We start from the raw sequence: 20,165 nt of genomic DNA on the forward strand, positions 1-20,165 counted from the left end.
CGTCCGTTGCAACGCCGTGCCCTACACTGGCGCCCTGAATTCGTCAAAGGTACCTAGGCATGGCACTCGACACCTGGCTCATCTACCTGCTCGCCAGCATTGGCCTGTCGCTGACCCCAGGCCCCAACAGCCTGCTGGCCCTGACCCACGGCGCGCTATACGGTGCCCGGCGTACGCTGTTCACCATTCTCGGCGGGGTGTTCGGCTTCAGTGCCCTGATCGCGCTGACCATGTTCGGCTTGAGTGCCTTGCTGCAAGCCTCTGCCTCGCTGCTGAGCGTGCTCAAGTGGCTGGGCGGGGCCTATCTGCTGTGGCTGGGCATCCAGTTGTGGCGCAGCCCGGCGCTGCACCTGGAGCAGCCCCAAGGCAACGCCCGGTTGAACAATGCCGGGCTGTTCCGCCAGGGCTGCCTGTCCGCCATGGCCAACCCCAAGGTGCTGTTGTTCTACGGCGCCTTCCTGCCTCAGTTCATCGACCCGCAGCGTGGCTTGCTGATGCAGTTCGTGGTGATGGCGGCGACCTTCGCCAGCGTCGAGTGCCTGGTCGAATACCTGCTGGCGCGCCTGGCGTTTCGCATTCGCCCGTGGCTGGCCAAGGGTGGCCGGGGTTTCAACCGTTGTTGCGGGGGATTGTTCGCGGTAATCGGCGTGGCCTTGCCACTGGGGCGTTAGCGGGACGTGACAGGCCCTGCCGCTCAAGGGCGTCGTCCATCCGCGACCAACAGGAAGACCACCAGCGCCACGGTCGGCAACCCCGCCCCCAGCAGCGCCACGCCGCTCCAACCGAACTGCGCATACACCCCGCTGGCCAGCGCCGAGCCCACGGCGCCGCCGAGGAAAATGCTGGTCATGTACAGCGCGTTGAGCCGCCCGCGGCTGGCAGGGTCCAGCGCATAGACCTCGCGCTGGCCGATCACCATGTTCATCTGCACCGCGAAATCCAGCATCACCCCGGTAAGTCCCAGGCCAATCACGCTCATGCCCGGCGCGCTGACACCTATCACCAGCGCCAGCGGCACTGCGGTCCAGTACAGGCTGAAGGCGGCGAACATCAGCGCCTGGTAAAGCGCCCGCCGACGCAGCAGCGGATAGCGACGCAGCAGCACCAGCAGCGAGCGCATCAATCCGGCATAGCTGGCTTTGTGTTCAGGCACCCGGCGCGGCAGCGTCAGCGCCAGCAGCAGGATGATCGCCAACATCACCCCGGCGGCACCGATGAACACCAGGCGCCAGCCGAAGTGATCGGCCACCAGGCTCGACAGCGGGCGCGCCAGCAGAATGCCCAGCAGCAGGCCGCCCATGATGTTGCCCACCACCCGCCCGCGCTGCTGCTCGGGGGCCAGGTGCGCCGCCAGGGGAACCAGCATCTGCACCGACACCGAGCTGAACCCGATCAACCCGGCATAGGCCAGGAACGCGGCCCCCTGGCCATGGTCACGGGTGCCGGCCAGCAACAGACTGAGCGTGGCCAGTAGCGCGGTGGCGACCATCAACCGGCGGTTTTCCAGCAAGTCGGCCAACGGCACCAGCAGCAACAGGCCCAGGGCATAACCCAGCTGGGTCAGGGAAACGATCAGGCTGGCACGCTCGCCGGACAGGCCCAGGTCCGGGGCGATCAGCCCGACGATGGGTTGCGCGTAATAGATATTGGCGACGATGGCGCCGCAGCAGAACGCCAGCAGGGTCACCAGGGCCCGGCTCAGGCCGGGGACCGAGGGCTGGGCGACAGCCAGGGAAGGATGCATGGGGCAATGCCTCGCAAACGACGGAAAGTGCGCGCATGGTGCCGTGCCAGCCCGCGGGCGAGAATCCACCGCCTGCGCAACGGGCCTTTGCGCAGCGCGCAACGGTTCAGCCTGCCAGCAGTGCCTCGCAGAACGCCACGAACGCCATCACCCGCCGCGAACCGCGGTGGTTGGGCAGGTACAAGGCATTGATCCCAGTGCTGGCGATGCCGGGGCTGACCTCCCAGTCGGCGAACAGGCGGTGCAGGCGCCCGGCCTCGACATCGCCGCGCACCAGCCAGTCGGCCAGCAGCGCGACGCCACTGCCGGCAATGGCAGCCTCGCGCAACAGGTCGGCGTTGGCGCTGCGCAGGGGCCCGGCGACATTCAGTTCCAGGGTCTGCTCGGCCTGGCGCAGCCGCCAAGGCCGGGCGGCCTGACCGTAGCGAAAGCGCAGGCAGGCGCAATCGGCCAGTTGTTGCGGATGCTGCAAGGGCGCCCGCGCCGCCAGGTAAGCCGGGCTGGCCACCAACCAACGCTGGAAACGCCCCAACGGGCAGCACACCAGTTCGTCACTGGGCGCAGGCTCGCCGAGGCGGATGCTCAGGTCGTAGCGGCCATCGAGCAGGTCGTCGAATCGATCGCTGAGGTCGATGTCCAGCTCCAGCCCCGGGTGGCGCGCCAGAAACGCGCCCAGGTGCGGGGCGATCACGCGCCGCCCGAACTCCACCGGCAGACACAGGCGCAGCACCCCCACCGGCTCCTCGCCACGGTCGGCGACACTGGCATCGGCATCGGCCAGGGCCTCGACGATATCCCGTGCACGCTGGTAGTAACCGGCGCCGGCTTCGGTCAGGCTCACCTGGCGGGTCGAGCGATTGAACAGGCTGGCGCCCAGGTCCTGCTCCAGGGCGTCGACCAGCCGCGACACCGACGAGGTTGCCACGCCGAGCTTGCGCGCGGCGGCGGAAAACCCCCGGGCCTCGACAGTGGCCATGAACGCCTTGATCGCCAACAGCTTGTCCATTGCACTTTCCCTGGGGCAAAGCCAGGAACCTTCCTACAATCTTGCCGTGCAATCAACTCCATGGAGGTCTACATGCCTGGCAACCTGTTCACCGCCCTGCCGCCCCTGAACGCCCAGGCCGAGGAGCAATTGAGCACCTTGCTCGAACGCCCGGGCATGCGCATCGAGCGCATCGTTTCCACTGGCCAGGCCAGTCCGCCGGGGTTCTGGTACGACCAGGACGAAGGCGAATGGGTGGTGCTGCTCAGCGGCAGCGCCGGGCTGCAGCTGGCAGATGAAAACCAGCCTCGCGTACTACGTGCTGGCGATCACCTGGATATCCCCGCCCACTGCCGCCACCGGGTGGCCTGGACCGAACCCGGCGTGGCGACGGTGTGGCTGGCGGTGTTCTATCGCGCCTGAACAGCAGCTCCGCACGGCGCCGGCCGCTGCAACTGGTAGAAGCGCCAGGGCAGCAGCAGCGCCGCCACCGCCAGGCCGCTGGCAAAGCCGACCCACACCCCTACCGCGCCCAGCGCCGAATGGAACGCCAGCCAGTAGCTCAGCGGCAGCGCCAGCAACCAGTAGCTGACCATCGTCACCCCCACCGGCCAGCGGTAATCCTGCAAGCCGCGCAGGGCCCCCAACGCGGTGGACTGCAAGCCGTCGGCCACTTGCATGGCAGCCACCACCACGAACATCGGCACGGCGATGGCGATCACCTGCGGGTCGTCGCTCATGGCCTCGGCGATGCGCCGGCCAAACAGCGCCAGCAGCAGCGTGGCCACCAGCATCCAGGCCGTCACGCTGATGAAGGTGGCGCTGCCGATGGCGCGGATGCGCGTGGTCTGGCCGCGGCCCTGGGCCTGACTGATGCGGATGCTCACCGCCGCCGCCATGCCCAGCGGCAGCATGTACAGCAGCGCACCGATCGACTGCACCACCTGGTTGGCCGCCAGGGCCGCGGTGCCCAGCCAGCCGAGCATCCAGGCGGCGATCACCACCGCGCCGGCCTCGGCCAGGTAGCCCAGGCCCAATGGCCAGCCCTCGCCGAGCAAGGTCTTCCAGCCCAGCCGTGGCCCCTGGGGCGCCAGGCGGTAACGCGCCAGCGACGGTGCCAGGCGCCAGTAGGCCAGGGCCAAGGCGACCGCCAACGACTCGGCGATCACCCCGGCGATCCCCGCCCCGACCAGGCCCAGGGCCGGCAGGCCGCAATGGCCATGGATCAGGCCATAGCTCAGCGGAATATTGAACAGCACCGCGCTCATCACCAGCAGCACCGCCACCCACGGCCGGCCGATGGCCTCCAGCACGTCCTTGAACACCACCATCAGGCAATACGGGATCAGGAACACCGCCATGGCCTGCCAGTACGGCGTCAACAGCGCCACATCCGGCAGCGGCACGCCCAGCCATTGCAGCAGCGGCAAGCTGGCGAGCATCAGCAGGCAGCCGAGGCTACCGATCAGCAAGCCGTAGCCAAGCCCGCCGCGCAAGGTGCGCGCCACGTCAGCCGGGTCATCGGCGCCATGGGCATGGCCGACGCGCACGCTCAGGGTCGCAAGCATGCCATACAAGCCGGCGTGGAAAATCAGCCCGGCGCTGCTGGTCAGGGCGACACAGGCCAGTACCACGGTGCCCAGCGATGCCAGCAGCACGGTGTCGGTCAGGCTGATCAGCTCGGCGGCCGACAAGCCCAGCACCAGGGGCAAGGCCAGGCGCAACAGGCCTGGCAGTTCGCCCAGCCAGGCCACAGGGGTAGATGAATCACGGGCAGTCACGGCCACAACCTCCAATTGACATACGTCGCGTATGCTAATGCCATTTATTGACATACGCAACGTATGCTAATTTGTGCTCCATCGCTTTCACCTTGGAGTTGCCATGCCCGCCCCTCGCCGCAGCCGCGCCGCCATGAGCGCCGACACCACCGAACGGCTGATTGCCGCCGCCCGCCGCCAGTTCGCCGAAAAGGGCTTCGCTGCCGTGGTCATGGACGACCTGTGCGCCGAGGTCGACCTGACCCGCGGCGCCCTGCACCACCATTTCGGCGGCAAGGCCGGGCTGTTCAGCGCCGTGGTCCAGCACTTGCTGGATGCGATCAACCAGGCCCTGGATGCTCGCTACGACAGCCATACCGACCCGTGGGAGGGCTACATCGACACCTGCCTGCACTATTACGACCTGCTGCACGACCCGGCCCTGCGGCGGATCCTGCTGCAGGACGCCCCAGCCGTGCTCGGCCCGCGCTTGCGCGAGCTGGAGGAAGCCAGCTACATCGGGCCGATGGCCCAGGGCCTGGTGGAGTTGCAGCAAGCCGGCCGGTTGCGGGCGTTCGATGCCGTGGCCATGGCCCATCTGATCAACGGCGCGATGGGCGACAGCGGAATGTGGCTGGTTGCCCAGGACGATCCGCAGCAGGCCGCAGAACGGGTGAAAGCGGCGCTGCGCTGCTTGCTGGAAGGCTTGCAACTGTAGGAGCCAGCTTGCTGGCGAACCAGGCGGCGTGGCGGATGGCAGCGGCTGTATCGATGTTCGCCGGCAACCCGGAATCTTGCCAAGACAAAATGTACTAACTTGTTAATTAGCTTGCTAAGGGCTTACACTGCCGCGCATTCCACCTGCGAGATCCCTGGCATGAAACACACTCCCCGCGCCCCTGGCGCCTGCACATTCATCCTGGTCGGCCTGGGCGTGGTCATCGCCCTGCTTGGCCTGCTCCTGGCTGCTGGCGGCGTCACGCTGGCCGGCCTGGGCGGCTCCTGGTACTTCCTGGTCGGCGGCCTGGCCATGGCCATCGCCGGCATCCTCATCGCCCGGCGCAAGCCGGCTGGGGCCTGGTTGTACGCCCTGTTCCTGCTCGGCACCCTGGCCTGGGCGCTGGCCGACACGGGCCTGGTGTTCTGGCCACTGTTCTCACGCCTGTTCATGTTCACCGCGATCGGCCTGCTGGTCGCGCTGGTCTACCCACAGCTGGTGCGGCGCCAGGCCCGCGCTGCCTATGGCGTGGCCGGCGTGCTGGCCGTGGGGCTGGCCATCGCCGCCGGCAACATGTTCATCGCCCACCCCAGCGTCGTCGCCAACGGCAAGGGCCCGGGCCTGACCCCGGTGGCGCCGGGCACGGCGCAACAGAACTGGGCCCACTACGGCAACAGCGAAGGCGGCAGCCGCTTCGCCGCGCTGGAGCAGATCAACCGTGGCAACGTCGACAAGCTCCAGGTGGCCTGGACCTACCACACCGGTGACGTGGCCATCAGCGACGGCAACGGCGCCGAGGACCAACTGACCCCCTTGCAGGTCGGCGACAAGGTGTTCATCTGTACCCCGCACAACAACCTGATCGCGCTGGACGCCGACAGCGGCCGCGAGCTCTGGAAAAATCAGATCAACGCCCAGTCCAAGGTCTGGCAGCGCTGCCGCGGCATGGCCTACTTCGACGCCAGCGCCCCCTTGGCGCAACCGACCCAGCCGGGCAGCTCGCCAGTCACCGTGGCCCAGGTGGCGCCCGGCGCCAACTGCCAGCGCCGCCTGCTGACCAACACCATCGACGGCCGCCTGATCGCCGTCGACGCCGACACCGGCGCGTTCTGCCAGGGCTTCGGCAACAATGGCCAGGTCGACCTCAAGGCCGGCCTGGGCAATGTGCCGGACTCCTACTACCAGTTGTCGTCCGCGCCGCTGATGGCCGGCACCACCGTGGTGGTCGGCGGGCGCGTCGCCGACAACGTCCAGACCGACATGCCCGGAGGCGTGATCCGTGGCTTCGACGTGATCAGTGGGGCCATGCGCTGGGCCTTCGACCCGGGCAACCCGCAACAGCGCAACGCCCCGCAGGGCGACGCCACCTACGTGCGCAGCACACCGAACAGTTGGGCGCCGATGTCCTACGACCCGGCGATGAACACCCTGTTCCTGCCGATGGGCTCGTCCTCCACCGATATCTACGGGGTCGAGCGCAACATCCTGGACCACACCTACGGCGCCTCGGTGCTGGCCCTGGACGCCACCACCGGCAACCAGAAATGGGTGTACCAGACCGTGCACAACGACCTGTGGGACTTCGACCTGCCGATGCAGCCGAGCCTGATCGACTTCACCGGCGATGACGGCAAGACCGTGCCAGCCGTGGTCATCGGCACCAAGGCCGGGCAGCTCTACGTACTCGACCGTGCCACCGGCAAGCCGCTGACCCAGGTCGACGAAGTGCCGGTCAAGCCGGGCAACATCCCCCATGAGCCCTATTCCCCTACCCAGCCGAAGTCGGTGGGCATGCCGCAGATCGGCGCGCAGACCCTGACCGAGGCGGACATGTGGGGCGCGACGCCATACGACCAGCTGCTGTGCCGCATCGATTTCAAGAAGATGCGCTACGACGGCCTGTATACCGCGCCCGGCACCGACCTGTCGCTGAGCTTCCCTGGCTCGCTGGGCGGCATGAACTGGGGCAGCCTGTCCACCGACCCGGTGCACGGTTTCATCTTCGTCAACGACATGCGCCTGGGCCTGTGGATCCAGATGGTGCCGTCGCAGAACCAGGGCGACGCCGCCTCCGGTGGCGAGGCGCTGAATACCGGCATGGGCGCCGTGCCGCTCAAGGGCACGCCGTACGCGGTGAACAAGAACCGCTTCCTGTCGGTGGCCGGCATCCCCTGCCAGGCGCCGCCCTACGGCACCCTGACCGCCATCGACATGCGCACCCGGCAGATTGCCTGGCAGGTGCCGGTGGGCACCGTCGAGGACACCGGCCCGCTCGGCATCCGCATGCACCTGCCGATCAAGATCGGCCTGCCGACCCTCGGCGGCACCCTGTCGACCCAGGGTGGCCTGGTGTTCATCGCCGGTACCCAGGACTTCTACCTGCGCGCCTACGACAGCGGCAACGGCAATGAGCTCTGGAAGGCCCGTCTGCCGGTGGGCAGCCAAGGCGGGCCGATGACCTACGTGTCGCCCAAAACCGGCAAGCAGTACGTGGTGATCAGCGCCGGTGGCGCGCGCCAGTCGAGCGACCGTGGCGATTATGTGATGGCCTACGCCCTGCCGTAAGCATCGCGTTCCCATACGCGCCAAGCGCACTCCCACGGGTCTTGTACAAGGCCCTGCAGGAGCGCGCTTGCCGCGCGATGGCCTTCAGCAGTCCCGAGAATTTTGCAATGCGCTTCGTACCCCGCATCACCCCCGCCCTGCTCCTGATCCTGGCCAGCACCACCGCCCTGGCCGACGCCACTACCCTCACCGGCGACTGGGGCGGCCTGCGCCAGCAACTGCAAGCCGACGGCGTCACCTTCACCGGTGACTATAGCGGCGAAACCGCCTACAACGCCCACGGCGGCCAGCACCGCTCAGCCCGCTATGCGCAGAACATCAAGCTCGGCGTGCAGTTCGACCTGGCGAAACTGTATGGCCTGGACGACGCCGGCCAAGTCCAGTTGAGCATCAACGACCGCCGCGGCAACAGCGCCTCCGAGGACCTGGTCGGCAACCGTCTGCCCATCCAGGAAAACTACGGCGGCCTGTATACCCGCCTGACCGAGCTCAGCTACGCGCGCAACCTGACCCCGGCGCTGAACCTCAAGCTCGGCTACATGGCCATGGGCAACGACCTCGGCGGCCTGGACAGCGGCATCCTGTGCAACTTCATGAACGCCGGATTCTGCGGCCATCCGCTGAACATGTCCGGCGGCAGCGGCTGGAGCAACTACCCCAACGCCCACCTTGGCGCGCGCCTAAAGTACGACCTGGCACCGGCCTGGCAGCTACGGCTGGCGGCGTTCAACGTCGACCCTGCGAGCAACGGCAATGCCAGCCGCGCCTGGCACCTGGGGCCCAAGCACACCACCGGCACCGTGCTGCCGCTGGAGCTGGTGTACAAGCGCCCAGGCGTGCTGCCGGGCGAATACAAGCTCGGCTACTACTACGACAGCTCCAACGTGCAGCGCATCGGCAGCGACAAGCGCGTCGCCGGCCGCGGCGGCCACTACCTGCTGGTCGACCAGGCGCTGTGGCACGACCCGGCATCGGCTGGACGCAGCTTGCATGCCTTTGGCCAGTATTCGGCATCGAGCCAGGCCGCCTCGCCCTTCACCCGCTGGTATGGCGCCGGCGTGGTGCTGTACAAGCCATTCGCAGGTCGCCCGCGCGATACCCTGGCATTCGGCTACGGGCGCGCGGTGCCTAACCCGCGCAGCCGCGATGTGCAGCAAGCCGCGGCGTTCGAGGCCGGGCAAGGTTTCCCCAACCTGGACAGCGCCGAACAATTGCTGGAGCTCAGCTATGGCTACCAGGCCACGTCCTGGCTGAACCTGCGGCCGGACGTACAGTACATTGTCGAGCCTGGGGCGTTTTCCGGGCAGAACATCGACAATGCGCTGGTGTTCGGCTTGCAGGTCAAGGCGACATTCTGAAGCCTTGCGGCAGCGGGCTTTCCCCGCGATATCAAGCCTGCCTGAGGTATTCGGCCAAGCGCCGCAGCATCGCGTCACAGCCCTGCAACTGCTCGATACTGACGAACTCATCTGGCTTGTGCCCCTGCTCCATGCTTCCCGGGCCGCACACCACCGTGGGAATACCGGCCTGGTCGAACAGACCGCCTTCGGTGCCAAAGGCCACGGTGGCGAAGTCATCCGAGCCACTGAGCAACGCCACCAGCCGCGCCGCCTCGCTGTCGGCCGCTGTCGCCAGGCCCGGGTAGGCGCTCAACGGCTGCAGGCGAATGGCACTGGCGGCGTTGACTGCCCGCATGCGCGGCAACAGTTCGGCTTCGGCGTATGTGTGCAGCCGGTCGGCCACGACCTGGGCTGCGAAGCCTGGCAAGGCACGCACCTCGAAGTCGAACGCGCATTCTTCAGGCACGATGTTCAGCGCCCTGCCACCCTGGATGACGCCGGTCTGGACCGTGGAAAACGGCGGGTCGAAGCGCTCGTCGTGGTGCTCGGGGCGCGCCAGGTCGTCGCCGATCTCAGCCAGCTTGCCGATCAACCGCGCCGCGTACTCGATGGCATTCACGCCATAGGGCGCATAGGCCGAGTGACAAGCCGCGCCCTGAACCTGGCAGCGCATCGCCAGTTTGCCTTTGTGGCCGAGCACCGGTTTGAGTTCGGTGGGTTCGCCGATCAGGCACAGGCGCGGCTTGTGCGGTCGCTGCGCCAAGGCGGCCAGCATCGAGCGTACTCCCAGGCAGCCCACCTCCTCGTCATAGGAAAACGCCAGGTGCACCGGCATCGCCAGCGGTTGCGCCAGAAAAGCCGGCACCGCGGCCAGCACGGCGGCGATGAAGCCTTTCATGTCGGCGGTGCCACGGCCATACAGGCGGCCATCACGTTCGCTGAGCTGGAACGGCGCGACGGTCCAGGCCTGGCCGTCCACCGGCACCACGTCGGTGTGCCCGGACAGCACCACGCCACCACGCTCGCTCGGACCGATCGTGGCGAACAGGTTGGCCTTGGTGCCCTCCTCGTTGAGGAACAGCTCACTGGCAACGCCAAACCCCGCCAGGTAATCGCGAATGAAGGCAATCAGCTCCAGGTTGGAATCGCGGCTGACCGTGGCGAACCCGACCAATCGCGCCAGCAACGCCCGACTGCACAGCTCATTCATCGCCCGCCACCCCGTAGCTTGGCGCTGTGCTGGGGTCCAGGGCGCGGGTCACGTAGTCTTGCATCTGCGGCCGGTAGGCCTGCCACAGGCGGTCCAGCTCGGCGATCGGATCGTGCTCGGTCCAGTCCACGCGCAGATCCACCAGTGGCCAGGTCAGCTCGCCGGCGACCTTCAGCGCCGCCGAGTGCACCGGCCCCGCTTCGCCACCAGCGGCCATGGCCGCGTGCAGCGCCGCCAGCAGGCGCTCGGCCAAGTGGCCGGTGGCCTGTTCGAACGCGCCCAGCATGGCCTCGATCACCGCAGGCGACGACAACAGGTTGCCGGCCGCCACACAGTGTTCGCCGGCCACGGCGTTGTGCACGCCCAGCGCCCGCTTGCCGGTGAACAGCGCCACCTGGCCCTGGCTGTCGATCACCGTGACCTGGCGGTACTCGCTCCAGCCGTTGGCGCTGAGTACCCGGTCCAGGGCGGCGGCAGGCGGCAGTTGGCCGTGTTCCAGGGCGTCGAGGATCTGCGGGCCGAGGGCCGGCAAGGTGATGTTCTGGCTGGCCACGGCGCCGACCCCGGCCCGCACCCAGGGGCAGCGGGCGCCGACGGCGATGCTCGATGAACTGATGGCGATGCCCAGTTGGCCGGTTTCCTGGCAGCGGCCGACGATGGAGAAGGTCATGGGTAAAGCTCCTGTTGGGGGTTTACTGGCATTCTCGACCGCACCCGCAAGCGACGAAACCAACATTTTCCTCGGCACTGGGCAGGAAAAAACTAAGGCGCCTATAAGGCCCCACGCCCCCCCTGAACATCTGGTCTTCGCCGTTTTATCGGCAAGCCCCAGCTAAATACTATTTTCGCGGTTACCGGCCCATCCCTAGTCTGGCTCCAGGCAACACCGACTTGAACAAGAACGCCGCAGAAGAAGGGCTGGGACATGACATTGAACAATCTCGAAATCGACACCCTCGTGGTCGGCGCCGGCCAAGCCGGCGTGGCCATGAGCGAACACCTGAGCAAGCTCGGCGTGCCGCACCTGGTGCTGGAGCGCAAGCGCATCGCCGAAGCCTGGCGCAGCGGGCGCTGGGACTCGCTAGTGGCCAACGGCCCGGCCTGGCACGACCGCTTCCCCGGCCTGGCTTTCGACCTCGACCCCGACGCCTTCGCCGGCAAGGAGCAGGTCGCGGACTACTTCGAGCAGTACGTGCGCAAGTACAACCTGCCGGTGCGCACCGGGGTCGAGGTCAAGCGCGTGCTGCGCAACAGCGACCGCCCGGGTTTCACCATCGACACCAACCAGGGCGTGATCCATGCCAACCGCGTGGTGGCCGCCACCGGCCCGTTCCAGCGCCCGGTGATCCCGGCCATCGCCCCGCAGGATCCCGGCCTGCACCAGCTTCACTCCGCCGCCTACTACAACCCTGAACAGTTGCCCGAAGGCGCGGTGCTGGTGGTCGGCGCTGGCTCTTCCGGGGTGCAGATCGCCGAGGAACTGCTGCGCGCCGGACGTCAGGTGTACCTGTCGGTGGGCGCCCATGACCGGCCACCGCGCAGCTATCGCAACCGCGACTTCTGCTGGTGGCTGGGAGTGCTCGGCGAGTGGGACGCCGAGATCGCCAAACCCGGTCGCGAGCACGTGACCATCGCCGTATCCGGCGCCCGAGGCGGGCACACCGTGGACTTTCGCGCCCTCGCCCACCAAGGCATGACCCTGGTCGGCCTGACCCAGTCGTTCGAGGGCGGCGTGGCGCGCTTCCAGGACAACCTGGCCGAGAATATCAAGCGTGGCGACGAGAACTACCTGGCCCTGCTGGACGCGGCCGACGCCTATGTCGCGCGCAACGGCCTGGACCTGCCCGAGGAGCCCGAGGCGCGCAAACGCCTGCCCGACCCGGCTTGCCTCACCCAGCCCCTGCGCGAACTCGACCTGGCCCAGGCCCAAATCAGCACCATCATCTGGGCCACCGGTTATGGCGTCGACTTCAGCTGGCTGCAGGTCGACACCTTCGACGCCAACGGCAAGCCGCAGCACCAGCGCGGCGTATCCAAGGAGCCAGGCGTGTACTTCCTCGGCCTGCCCTGGCTGTCGCGCCGTGGCTCATCGTTCATCTGGGGCGTATGGCACGACGCCAAGCATGTCGCCGGGCATATCGCCACCCAACGCACCTACCTGGCCTACCGCGACCGCGAACAGCGCGCCGACGCCGAGCAGACTTCCTCGATCAGCAACGTCAGCACCTTCGGAGCCCACTGATGCCTACCCATACCCGCATCCGCATGTTCAACACCAAGGCCACCTACCCCAACCAGACCCTGGACAACGACCTGTGCCAGGCCGTAAGGGCCGGCAACACCATCTACGTGCGTGGCCAGGTCGGCACCGATTTCGAGGGGCGCCTGGTGGGCCTGGGCGACCCGCGGGCCCAGGCCGAGCAGGCAATGAAGAACGTCAAGCAGTTGCTCGAAGAGGCCGGCTCGGATCTGTCGCATATCGTCAAGACCACCACCTATATCACCGATCCACGCTTTCGCGAGCCGGTGTACAAGGAGGTCGGCAAATGGTTGAAGGGGGTGTTCCCGATTTCCACCGGGCTGGTGGTGGCAGGCTTGGCCCAAGCCGAATGGCTGATGGAGATCGATGTGATCGCGGTGCTGCCGGAGCAGCTGTAACCTAAAAAAACAATCGCCGGCTTGCCGGCGATTGGGATCTAGCTGTGATCAGTGCCGGGCGCCACGCTCGGCGCCGCCCATCTGGCCAAACCGCCCGGCCTGGAAGTCGTCGAACGACTCGGCAATTTCCGCCTGGCTGTTCATCACGAACGGGCCGTAGCCGACGATGGGCTCGTCGATCGGCTCGCCGCTGAGCAGCAGCACGCTGACATCCTCCAGCGCCTCGATGCGCAGGTTTTCGCCGTCCCGCTCCAGCAGTACCAGGCTGGCCGGGCCAGCTTCACGCTGATCATTGACCCGCAGGTTGCCACGCAGTACCACCAACGCGGCATTGCGGCCGGCGGCAACGGGCAGCTGCAACGAGGCGCCAGCCTTCAGGCGCAGGTCCCACACGTCCATTTCGGTGAAGGTCCGGGCCGGCCCCTGGTGGTCCAGGTAACGCCCGGCGATCACCCGCAGGCTGCCCGCCTCGCCGTCCAGGGTCACCAGCGGAATGTCACTGGCCAGCAGGGTCTGGTAGCCGGCGGCGGCGCGTTTGTTTTTGGCCGGCAGGTTGACCCACAGCTGGACCATTTCCAGCGTGCCGCCACGCTTGGCGAAGGCTGGCGAGTGGAACTCCTCATGGAGGATACCGCCGGCGGCGGTCATCCATTGCACGTCGCCTGGGCCAATCAGGCCGCCGGCGCCAGTGGAGTCGCGGTGTTCCAGTTCGCCCTGGTAGACGATGGTCACGGTCTCGAAGCCGCGGTGCGGGTGCTGGCCGACGCCACGACGGGCGCTGGTGGGCGTGAAATCGTGGGGACCGGCGTAGTCCAGCAGCAGGAACGGGCTGATATGGCGGGCCAGGTTGTCGTAGGTGAACAGGCTGCGCACCGGGAAGCCGTCACCCACCCAGTGGGCATTGGGGCTGCGGTGGATACCTTGGATCTTTTTCATGAGAAGCCTCCTCTCGTGGATGAATATCACCTTACCGGTGAGGCTAATCATGCGGTAGATAGCTAAAACGGCATGGATCGTTCCAAAAATGGAACAATATACTCGGCAGCGACTTGCGCTGAACATCGGCGTCGCCTGCTTCGCCAGCAAGCTGGCTCCTACGCAGAGAGCAGCCTGCTGTGCCCTGTAGGAGCCAGCCTTGCTGGCGAACCAGGCGACGCGGTGCATGGCACCGGCTGCGCAGAGCAGCCTACAGGCCGGTAAACGCTGGCAGAGGCCGGTCAGGCAATCGCCGCATCCACCAGCACCTGCGCTTCCTGTACCAGACGTGCCAGGTGCGCCTCGTCGATGAAGCTTTCGGCGTAGATCTTGTAGATATCCTCGGTACCGGACGGGCGCGCGGCGAACCAGCCGTTGGCGGTCATCACCTTCAACCCGCCGATGGCCTGGCCGTTACCCGGCGCGTGGCTGAGGATCTGCTCGATGGGCTCGCCGGCAAGCTCGGTGGACTTGACCTGCTCCGGCGCCAGCTTGCTCAGCAGCGCCTTCTGCCGTGCATCGGCCTTGGCCTCGACGCGAGTGGCGTAGGGCTTGCCCAGCTTGGCGGTCAGATCAGCGTAGATCTGGCTCGGGTTGCGCCCGGTGCGGGCGGTCATCTCGGCCGCCAGCAGCGCCGGAATCAGGCCGTCCTTGTCGGTGGCCCAGACGCTGCCGTCCTTGCGCAGGAACGAGGCGCCGGCGCTCTCTTCGCCGCCAAAGCCCAACGAGCCGTCGAACAGGCCCTGGGCGAAGAACTTGAAGCCCACCGGCACTTCGTACAGCTCACGGCCCAGCGCCGCGGTAACGCGGTCGATCAGGCCGCTGGAAACCACGGTCTTGCCCACCGCCGCATCGCTGCGCCATTGCGGGCGATTGCGGTACAGGTAGTCGATGGCCACGGCCAGGTAGTTGTTCGGCTGCAGCAGGCCATCGGCGGTGACGATACCGTGGCGGTCGTGGTCCGGGTCGCAGGCGAAGGCCACGTCGAAGCGCTCGCGCAGGCCGATCAAGCCCTGCATGGCGTACGGCGAGGATGGGTCCATGCGGATCTGCCCATCCCAGTCGACGGTCATGAAGCGGAAGGTCGGGTCTACTTCGGTATTCACCACTTCCAGGTTGAGCTGGTAGCGCTCGGCGATGGCCGACCAGTAGCGCACCCCGGCACCGCCCAGTGGGTCGACGCCCAGGCGCAGGTTGGCGCCACGGATCACCTCGAAGTCGATGACGTTTTCAAGGTCGGCGACATAGCTGCTGACATAGTCATGGCGCTGGGTGGTCGCGGCGCCAAGGGCTTGCTGGTAATCCATGCGCTTGACCCCGGCCAGGCCTGCGGCCAGCAGCTCGTTGGCCTTGGCCTCGACCCACTTGGTCACGTCGCTGTCGGCAGGGCCGCCATTGGGTGGGTTGTACTTGAAGCCGCCGCTCTGCGGCGGGTTGTGCGACGGGGTGATGACGATACCGTCGGCCATGCCCTGCTGGCGGCCACGGTTGTAGCACAGGATGGCGTGGGACACCGCTGGGGTCGGGGTGTACTCGTCGTCCTTGCTCAGCATCACCTGCACGCCATTGGCGGCCAGCACTTCCAGGGCGCTGGCGGCGGCCGGGGCGGACAATGCGTGGGTATCGGCACCGATGAACAACGGACCGTCGATGCCTTTCTCTTGGCGATACAGGCAGATGGCCTGGGTGATCGCCAGCACGTGGTATTCGTTGAAGCTCAGCTCGAACGAAGTGCCGCGGTGGCCCGAGGTGCCGAAGGCCACGCGCTGGGCCGCTACCGCGGCGTCGGGGCGGCCGGTGTAGTAAGCGGTCAACAGGCGGGGGATATCGACCAGCACGCTGGCCGGAGCCGGCTTGCCTGCCAAAGGACTGAGCGTCATGCAAGAACCTCGAGATTCAACGGATGTTGGTGTTGGAGCACGCAGTGTACTGGGAGTTTCAGCGCCAGGCGATGGGCATGTTCAGGCGCAGTGCCACCAACTGGGGAACATCTGCCGCACCCGCGGCTCGACGAAGCGCTCGTCGATCAGCAGCAACACCCCGCGATCCTGATCGCCCCGGATGACCCGACCCGCGGCCTGGATCACCTTGCGCACCCCGGGGTACAGGTAGGCGTAGTCGAAGCCGGCACCGAACTGTCGGCCCAGGCGCTGCTTGAACTGCTCATTGACCGGGTTGACCTGGGGCAGCCCCAACGTGGCGACAAAGGCACCAATCAGTCGCGTGCCCGGCAGGTCCACGCCTTCGCCGAAGGCACCGCCGAGCACGGCGAAACCCACACCCTGCCCGTCCTCGACGAAACGCGCCAGAAACGCCTCGCGACTGCCTTCGTCCATGCCCGGTGCCTGGCGCCATAAGGGGATGCCGGGGTGCGTCGCGGCCAGCAACCCGGCCACCTGTTCCAGGTACTCGAAGCTGCTGAAGAACGCCAGGTAGTTGCCCGGCTGGCGGCTGTACTGGGCCGCGATCAACTCGACGATCGGCGCCAGCGAGGCCTGGCGTTGCTGGTATCGGGTCGACACCTCGCTGACGATGCGCACCTCCAGTTGCTCGCCGCGAAACGGCGCGGCGACCTCCAGCCAGGCCGTGTCGGCCGGCATGCCCAGCAGGTCGCGGTAATAGTGCTGCGGATTGAGGGTGGCAGAGAACAAGGTGACGCTGCGCGCCGCGCTCATCCGCGGCCCCAGCAGCCGCGCCGGCACCACGTTGCGCAGGCACAGCGTGGCCAGGCGCCGGCCGCGCGGCCCGCTACGCAGGGTGATGTCGAACAGGAAGTGTGGGTCGAACAGTTCAGCGACCCGGCTGAACTGCAACGCCTGGTAAAAGAACTCCAGTACTGCAGGCTCGACTTCGTTCGGGGCCTGGTTCAGGCGCTCCTGGATCAGCCCGATGCACTGTTGCAACGCCCCCAGGAAGGCTTCGGGCAATTGCTCGGCCGCCTGGTACGGCGCCACCTGCGCCTTGTACAACGCGTTCCATTGCCGATTCAGGCGGTCAAGGGCGCCGCCCAACCCGGCAGGCTTGCTTTGACGCAGGGCCAGCAAGCGGCCCTGGTCAAGGCTGGCGCTGTACATCTGCCGACCGCGCTCCACCAGGTTGTGCGCTTCGTCCACCAGCACCGCGGTGCGCCACTGGTTGGCTTGGGCCAGACCGAACAACAAGGCGTGGGCGTCGAAGTAGTAGTTGTAGTCGGCCACCAGCAGGTCGACCCAGCGTGCCATCTCCTGGCTCAGGTAATAGGGGCAGACCTGGTGCGCCAGAGCCACTTCGCGCAGCGTCGCACGGTCGAGCAACGGCACCTGCGCCGCCGCCTCGCGGGCGGCCGGCAGGCGGTCGTAGAAGCCCCTCGCCAAGGGGCAGGACTCGCCATGGCAGGCCTTGTCCGGGAATTCACAGGCCTTGTCGCGGGCGATCAGTTCAAGGCTGCGCAAGGCCGGTTGCGCGCAGGCCTGGGTGATTTGCCGCAGGGCATCCAGCGCCAGGGCGCGGCCGGGCGTCTTGGCGGTCAGGAAGTACAGCTTGTCCAACTGCTGCGGTACCAGCGCCTTGAGCAGCGGGAACAACGTGCCGAGGGTCTTGCCGATGCCGGTACTGGCCTGGACCATCAAGCAGCGGCCGGTGCTCACGGCCTTGTACAGCGTCTCGGCCAACTGCCGTTGGCCCTGGCGAAACTCAGGGTAGGGAAATGTCAGCGCCTGCAGCCCCTGATCGCGCTCGGCCAGGCGCCGTGCTTGCGCGTGCGCCCAGGCCAGAAAACGCTGGCACTGGGCTTCGAAGAACTGCCGCAGCTCATCAGCGTCATGGCGTGCGCTGATAATCGTCTGGCCGTCGCTGTCCACATCCAGGTACACCAGTGCCACCTCGATGGCCGTCAGTTGCCGCGCCTGGCACAGCAGCCAGCCGTAGACCTTGGCCTGGGCCCAGTGCAACTGGCGATGATTGTCCGGCTGGCGAGCCAGGTCGCCACGGTGGGTCTTTATCTCCTCCAGGCGGTTGCGCGCGGGGTCATAGCCATCGGCTCGACCACGCACGCGCAGGCCCTGGTACTCGCCCTCGAGCGTCACCTCGGCTTGATACCCGGCGCCGCGCCGGGCCACCACCCGGCGATGACCGGCCATGCCTTCCTCGGCGGTGGGCGACGGGGTGAACCGCAAGTCCAGGTCGCCAACCTTGGCGCTGAACTCGCACAGGGCCCGCACGGCAACGACATAGCTCATGCCGGCGGCGCCCAGCGGACATGGCACACGGCAACCGGCAGGCCGTGTTCATGGCAGAACTCGAGCCAGCGCAGCTGGTTGTCCTGCAGGCGGTCCCCCGGGCCCTTGACCTCGACCATGCGGTATCGCCCCTCGTGCGGCCAGAACTGGATCAGGTCAGGCATGCCGGCGCGGTTGGCGCGGATATCCTGCAACAGGCGCTCGAAGCAGGCCTTCAGGTGCGCCGCCGGTACATGGGCCAGGGCCTGCTCGAGCAATGCCTCATCGAGCATCTGCCAGAACACGAACGGCGATTGCAGGCCCTGCTTGGCCGCGTAGCAGTCACGAATGGCCGCGCGGTAGCTGCCATCGTCCAGGCGGCCCAGGCAGCGCTCGAACAGGGCCGCCCGACGCTGCTGGAAGTCGGCGTCATGCAGGTCCTGCGGGCCGGCCTGGAAGGGGTGGAAAAACGCCCCCGGCAGCGGGGCGAAGATTGCCTCCCAGCACAGCAGGCCGAACAGGCTGTTGAACAGGGTGTTCTCGACATAGTGGGCGACTGCGCCGGCCTGTTGCAGGTGCACCCGCACGGCCTCCTCCACGCCCAGTTCGGCAAGTTCCGCCGGCAACACCAGTTCGATCAGCGCGACCGCGGCCTGGCGCTGGCGCGGCTGTGGCGGCCCGCCCAGCTTGCGCCGCAGGCGCGGCAGCAGGCGCGCCAAGGCCTGTTGCTCCAGGATATTGGCCGGTGCCGAAGCCATGCGCGTGGCCAACGCGTGGGCTTGTGGCCACTGCTCGCTGCGCTCGTACACCCGCACTTGGCGAATGCGCGCCTCAGGGTGGGCGCAATCGGCGTATACCTGCAGGGCCAGGTTCCAATCGCCCAGGCGCTCGCATTGCTGGCCGAGGCTGAACAACAGGCGCGCCCGGCGCCGGGCCAGCCAAGGGTTGCCACTGTCGAACCCGGGCAACGCCGCCAGCACCTCGGCCGGCGCCGCGCCCTGCTGCAGCTGTTCGGCGCATTGGTGCAAGGCCATGGCCAGGTCGACCTCCGCGCGCTGGCGCAGGGCCCAGGAATCGTCGCTGAACAGCACCTGCTCGTAACGAAATACGCCCAGGTCGGTGAGCACGAAGTCCGACCAGTCCTGGTAGAGGTTGCCGAAGAACAGCAGGCGCATACGGTCGCACAGGGGTTGCAGGCGCCAACGCAGCAGGTCTGGCGCGAAGCCTGGGTACCATTCGGCCAGGGGCCTGGCGGGCAGTTCCAGCGCTTGCAACTGCGCCAGCAGCTCGGCCTTGCCCGCCCGTGGCCGCGCCAACCGCCCGGCAAAGCACAGGGCCAACTCGTCCTTGCGCAGCAGCGGCCACAACTGCTCGAGCGTCATGGGCCCGTCGGCCTCGACCCAGCCCAACGCCAGCAAGGGCGCCAGCGCGGCCTGGGTGTCGCCGATTTCGCTGTAATCGAGCTTGTCGCTGCGAAACCACTGGCCCTTGCGCATGACCATGCGCACCAGCAGGGCCTGGGCCGCGGTCGGCAAGCCAGCGAAGGCCTGGATGAAGGCGAGCTCGTCGTGGTTCAGCAGGTCGGCGTAGCGCTGCTCGACCCAGCTCAGCACCTGGCGGAAGTTGTACAGGTAGTACAGGGGGTCGTCGACGGGATGGGCGATCACGGGGCAGGAAGCGGGGCTGGGAATGAATGCTGGTTATACATACAGTCGCACAGGGAGACAAGTGTCGCCGGGCCCTCGGTCCGATGGGCGGTATTCACGGCTTGTTGATCGCGAGGGGGCTGCAGGTGTCCGTCGCAATTCTTGCGGCGCCTATGAGATCGAGCGCCGCCCGCGCGGCGCATCGCGACACAAGGCCGCTCCTACATTTGTTGCAACGTGGCCATGCCTGGTAGGCCATGGTTGTCAGCCTTGTGCGCCCGACGCGTTTTTTGCGTGGGCCTGGCAACTGTGGCCTGACAGGTTTGGGGGCGTCGCAGCAAATGCAGGCCGCGATGCGCCCATGACCA

The 20,165-nt window shown here is 67.2% G+C and carries 16 protein-coding genes; 7 read left to right on the top strand and 9 right to left on the bottom strand.

Features of this window, described 5'->3' with window-relative positions; genetic code table 11:
* Window positions 1-59 precede the first annotated feature (59 nt).
* Window positions 60-671, top strand: a complete 612-nt coding sequence (locus E3U47_RS03555; RefSeq protein WP_134689633.1) for a LysE family translocator — start codon at window positions 60-62, stop codon at window positions 669-671.
* Window positions 672-694: 23 nt separating this feature from the next.
* Here E3U47_RS03555 and E3U47_RS03560 read toward each other — a convergent pair whose 3' ends face one another.
* Window positions 695-1,744 carry an MFS transporter gene (locus tag E3U47_RS03560; RefSeq protein WP_134689634.1) on the bottom strand — a complete coding sequence of 350 codons (1,050 nt, stop codon included), beginning with the start codon at window positions 1,742-1,744 and terminating at the stop codon, window positions 695-697.
* Between the two features lie 106 nt (window positions 1,745-1,850).
* Window positions 1,851-2,750, bottom strand: coding sequence for a LysR family transcriptional regulator (locus E3U47_RS03565; protein WP_134689635.1), 900 nt, complete (start codon window positions 2,748-2,750; stop codon window positions 1,851-1,853).
* Window positions 2,751-2,822: 72 nt separating this feature from the next.
* Between E3U47_RS03565 and E3U47_RS03570 the strand changes: the two genes are divergently transcribed.
* Window positions 2,823-3,152, top strand: coding sequence for a cupin domain-containing protein (locus tag E3U47_RS03570; protein WP_134689636.1), 330 nt, complete (start codon window positions 2,823-2,825; stop codon window positions 3,150-3,152).
* On the opposite strand, the gene E3U47_RS03575 is transcribed toward E3U47_RS03570, so the two are convergent.
* The gene (locus E3U47_RS03575) at window positions 3,140-4,510 is read right to left on the bottom strand and encodes an MATE family efflux transporter (protein WP_167659429.1); all 1,371 of its coding nucleotides are present in this window, start codon (window positions 4,508-4,510) and stop codon (window positions 3,140-3,142) included. The genes E3U47_RS03570 and E3U47_RS03575 overlap by 13 nt on opposite strands.
* A gap of 103 nt (window positions 4,511-4,613) precedes the next feature.
* Between E3U47_RS03575 and E3U47_RS03580 the strand changes: the two genes are divergently transcribed.
* The 3 genes from E3U47_RS03580 to E3U47_RS03590 all read left to right on the top strand — a co-directional run bounded on the left by E3U47_RS03580 (window position 4,614) and on the right by E3U47_RS03590 (window position 9,130).
* Entirely contained in the window at window positions 4,614-5,207 is a 594-nt protein-coding gene (locus E3U47_RS03580; protein WP_134689638.1) for a TetR/AcrR family transcriptional regulator, read from the top strand.
* 159 nt (window positions 5,208-5,366) lie between these two features.
* The gene (locus tag E3U47_RS03585) at window positions 5,367-7,772 is read left to right on the top strand and encodes a glucose/quinate/shikimate family membrane-bound PQQ-dependent dehydrogenase (protein WP_134689639.1); all 2,406 of its coding nucleotides are present in this window, start codon (window positions 5,367-5,369) and stop codon (window positions 7,770-7,772) included.
* A gap of 107 nt (window positions 7,773-7,879) precedes the next feature.
* Window positions 7,880-9,130, top strand: coding sequence for a carbohydrate porin (locus tag E3U47_RS03590; protein WP_134689640.1), 1,251 nt, complete (start codon window positions 7,880-7,882; stop codon window positions 9,128-9,130).
* Window positions 9,131-9,161: 31 nt separating this feature from the next.
* On the opposite strand, the gene argE is transcribed toward E3U47_RS03590, so the two are convergent.
* Both argE and E3U47_RS03600 read right to left on the bottom strand, forming a co-directional pair.
* Window positions 9,162-10,322: an acetylornithine deacetylase gene (gene argE / locus E3U47_RS03595; RefSeq protein WP_134689641.1), complete on the bottom strand. Its 1,161-nt coding sequence runs from the start codon at window positions 10,320-10,322 to the stop codon at window positions 9,162-9,164.
* The gene (locus tag E3U47_RS03600) at window positions 10,315-10,992 is read right to left on the bottom strand and encodes a DUF1028 domain-containing protein (RefSeq protein ID WP_134689642.1); all 678 of its coding nucleotides are present in this window, start codon (window positions 10,990-10,992) and stop codon (window positions 10,315-10,317) included. The genes argE and E3U47_RS03600 overlap by 8 nt, the downstream gene beginning before the upstream one ends.
* A gap of 255 nt (window positions 10,993-11,247) precedes the next feature.
* Here E3U47_RS03600 and E3U47_RS03605 point away from each other — a divergent pair, with 255 nt between their 5' ends.
* Together E3U47_RS03605 and E3U47_RS03610 are read left to right on the top strand one after the other, a co-directional pair.
* Complete coding sequence (locus E3U47_RS03605; RefSeq protein WP_134689643.1) at window positions 11,248-12,564, top strand: NAD(P)/FAD-dependent oxidoreductase; 1,317 nt, start codon at window positions 11,248-11,250, stop codon at window positions 12,562-12,564.
* A complete protein-coding gene (locus E3U47_RS03610; RefSeq protein ID WP_134689644.1) occupies window positions 12,564-12,980 on the top strand; it encodes a RidA family protein in 417 nt (138 codons plus the stop codon). The genes E3U47_RS03605 and E3U47_RS03610 overlap by 1 nt, the downstream gene beginning before the upstream one ends.
* A 48-nt stretch (window positions 12,981-13,028) precedes the next feature.
* Here E3U47_RS03610 and E3U47_RS03615 read toward each other — a convergent pair whose 3' ends face one another.
* The 4 genes from E3U47_RS03615 to E3U47_RS03630 form a co-directional block, all read right to left on the bottom strand.
* Window positions 13,029-13,916 (bottom strand): pirin family protein, encoded by an 888-nt coding sequence (locus tag E3U47_RS03615; RefSeq protein WP_134689645.1) that lies wholly within the window; start codon window positions 13,914-13,916, stop codon window positions 13,029-13,031.
* Window positions 13,917-14,197: 281 nt separating this feature from the next.
* Window positions 14,198-15,835, bottom strand: coding sequence for a phosphoglucomutase (alpha-D-glucose-1,6-bisphosphate-dependent) (gene pgm / locus E3U47_RS03620; protein WP_134689646.1), 1,638 nt, complete (start codon window positions 15,833-15,835; stop codon window positions 14,198-14,200).
* 81 nt (window positions 15,836-15,916) lie between these two features.
* Window positions 15,917-18,172 carry an ATP-dependent DNA helicase gene (locus E3U47_RS03625; protein WP_134689647.1) on the bottom strand — a complete coding sequence of 752 codons (2,256 nt, stop codon included), beginning with the start codon at window positions 18,170-18,172 and terminating at the stop codon, window positions 15,917-15,919.
* Complete coding sequence (locus tag E3U47_RS03630) at window positions 18,169-19,818, bottom strand: VRR-NUC domain-containing protein (protein WP_134689648.1); 1,650 nt, start codon at window positions 19,816-19,818, stop codon at window positions 18,169-18,171. The genes E3U47_RS03625 and E3U47_RS03630 overlap by 4 nt, the downstream gene beginning before the upstream one ends.
* Window positions 19,819-20,165 lie beyond the last annotated feature (347 nt).

It is taken from the genome of Pseudomonas sp. RIT623 (assembly GCF_004519305.1).
Taxonomy (GTDB): Bacteria; Pseudomonadota; Gammaproteobacteria; order Pseudomonadales; family Pseudomonadaceae; genus Aquipseudomonas.

Bases quoted from the DNA above. Each gene is read 5' to 3' on its own strand.
- E3U47_RS03625 (WP_134689647.1), bottom strand. From the start codon at position 18,172: ATGAGCTATGTCGTTGCCGTGCGGGCCCTGTGCGAGTTCAGCGCCAAG.
- argE (WP_134689641.1), bottom strand. From the start codon at position 10,322: ATGAATGAGCTGTGCAGTCGGGCGTTGCTGGCGCGATTGGTCGGGTTC.
- E3U47_RS03570 (WP_134689636.1), top strand. From the start codon at position 2,823: ATGCCTGGCAACCTGTTCACCGCCCTGCCGCCCCTGAACGCCCAGGCC.
- E3U47_RS03605 (WP_134689643.1), top strand. From the start codon at position 11,248: ATGACATTGAACAATCTCGAAATCGACACCCTCGTGGTCGGCGCCGGC.
- E3U47_RS03615 (WP_134689645.1), bottom strand. From the start codon at position 13,916: ATGAAAAAGATCCAAGGTATCCACCGCAGCCCCAATGCCCACTGGGTG.
- E3U47_RS03580 (WP_134689638.1), top strand. From the start codon at position 4,614: ATGCCCGCCCCTCGCCGCAGCCGCGCCGCCATGAGCGCCGACACCACC.
- E3U47_RS03555 (WP_134689633.1), top strand. From the start codon at position 60: ATGGCACTCGACACCTGGCTCATCTACCTGCTCGCCAGCATTGGCCTG.
- E3U47_RS03565 (WP_134689635.1), bottom strand. From the start codon at position 2,750: ATGGACAAGCTGTTGGCGATCAAGGCGTTCATGGCCACTGTCGAGGCC.
- E3U47_RS03560 (WP_134689634.1), bottom strand. From the start codon at position 1,744: ATGCATCCTTCCCTGGCTGTCGCCCAGCCCTCGGTCCCCGGCCTGAGC.
- E3U47_RS03600 (WP_134689642.1), bottom strand. From the start codon at position 10,992: ATGACCTTCTCCATCGTCGGCCGCTGCCAGGAAACCGGCCAACTGGGC.
- E3U47_RS03610 (WP_134689644.1), top strand. From the start codon at position 12,564: ATGCCTACCCATACCCGCATCCGCATGTTCAACACCAAGGCCACCTAC.
- E3U47_RS03590 (WP_134689640.1), top strand. From the start codon at position 7,880: ATGCGCTTCGTACCCCGCATCACCCCCGCCCTGCTCCTGATCCTGGCC.
- pgm (WP_134689646.1), bottom strand. From the start codon at position 15,835: ATGACGCTCAGTCCTTTGGCAGGCAAGCCGGCTCCGGCCAGCGTGCTG.
- E3U47_RS03585 (WP_134689639.1), top strand. From the start codon at position 5,367: ATGAAACACACTCCCCGCGCCCCTGGCGCCTGCACATTCATCCTGGTC.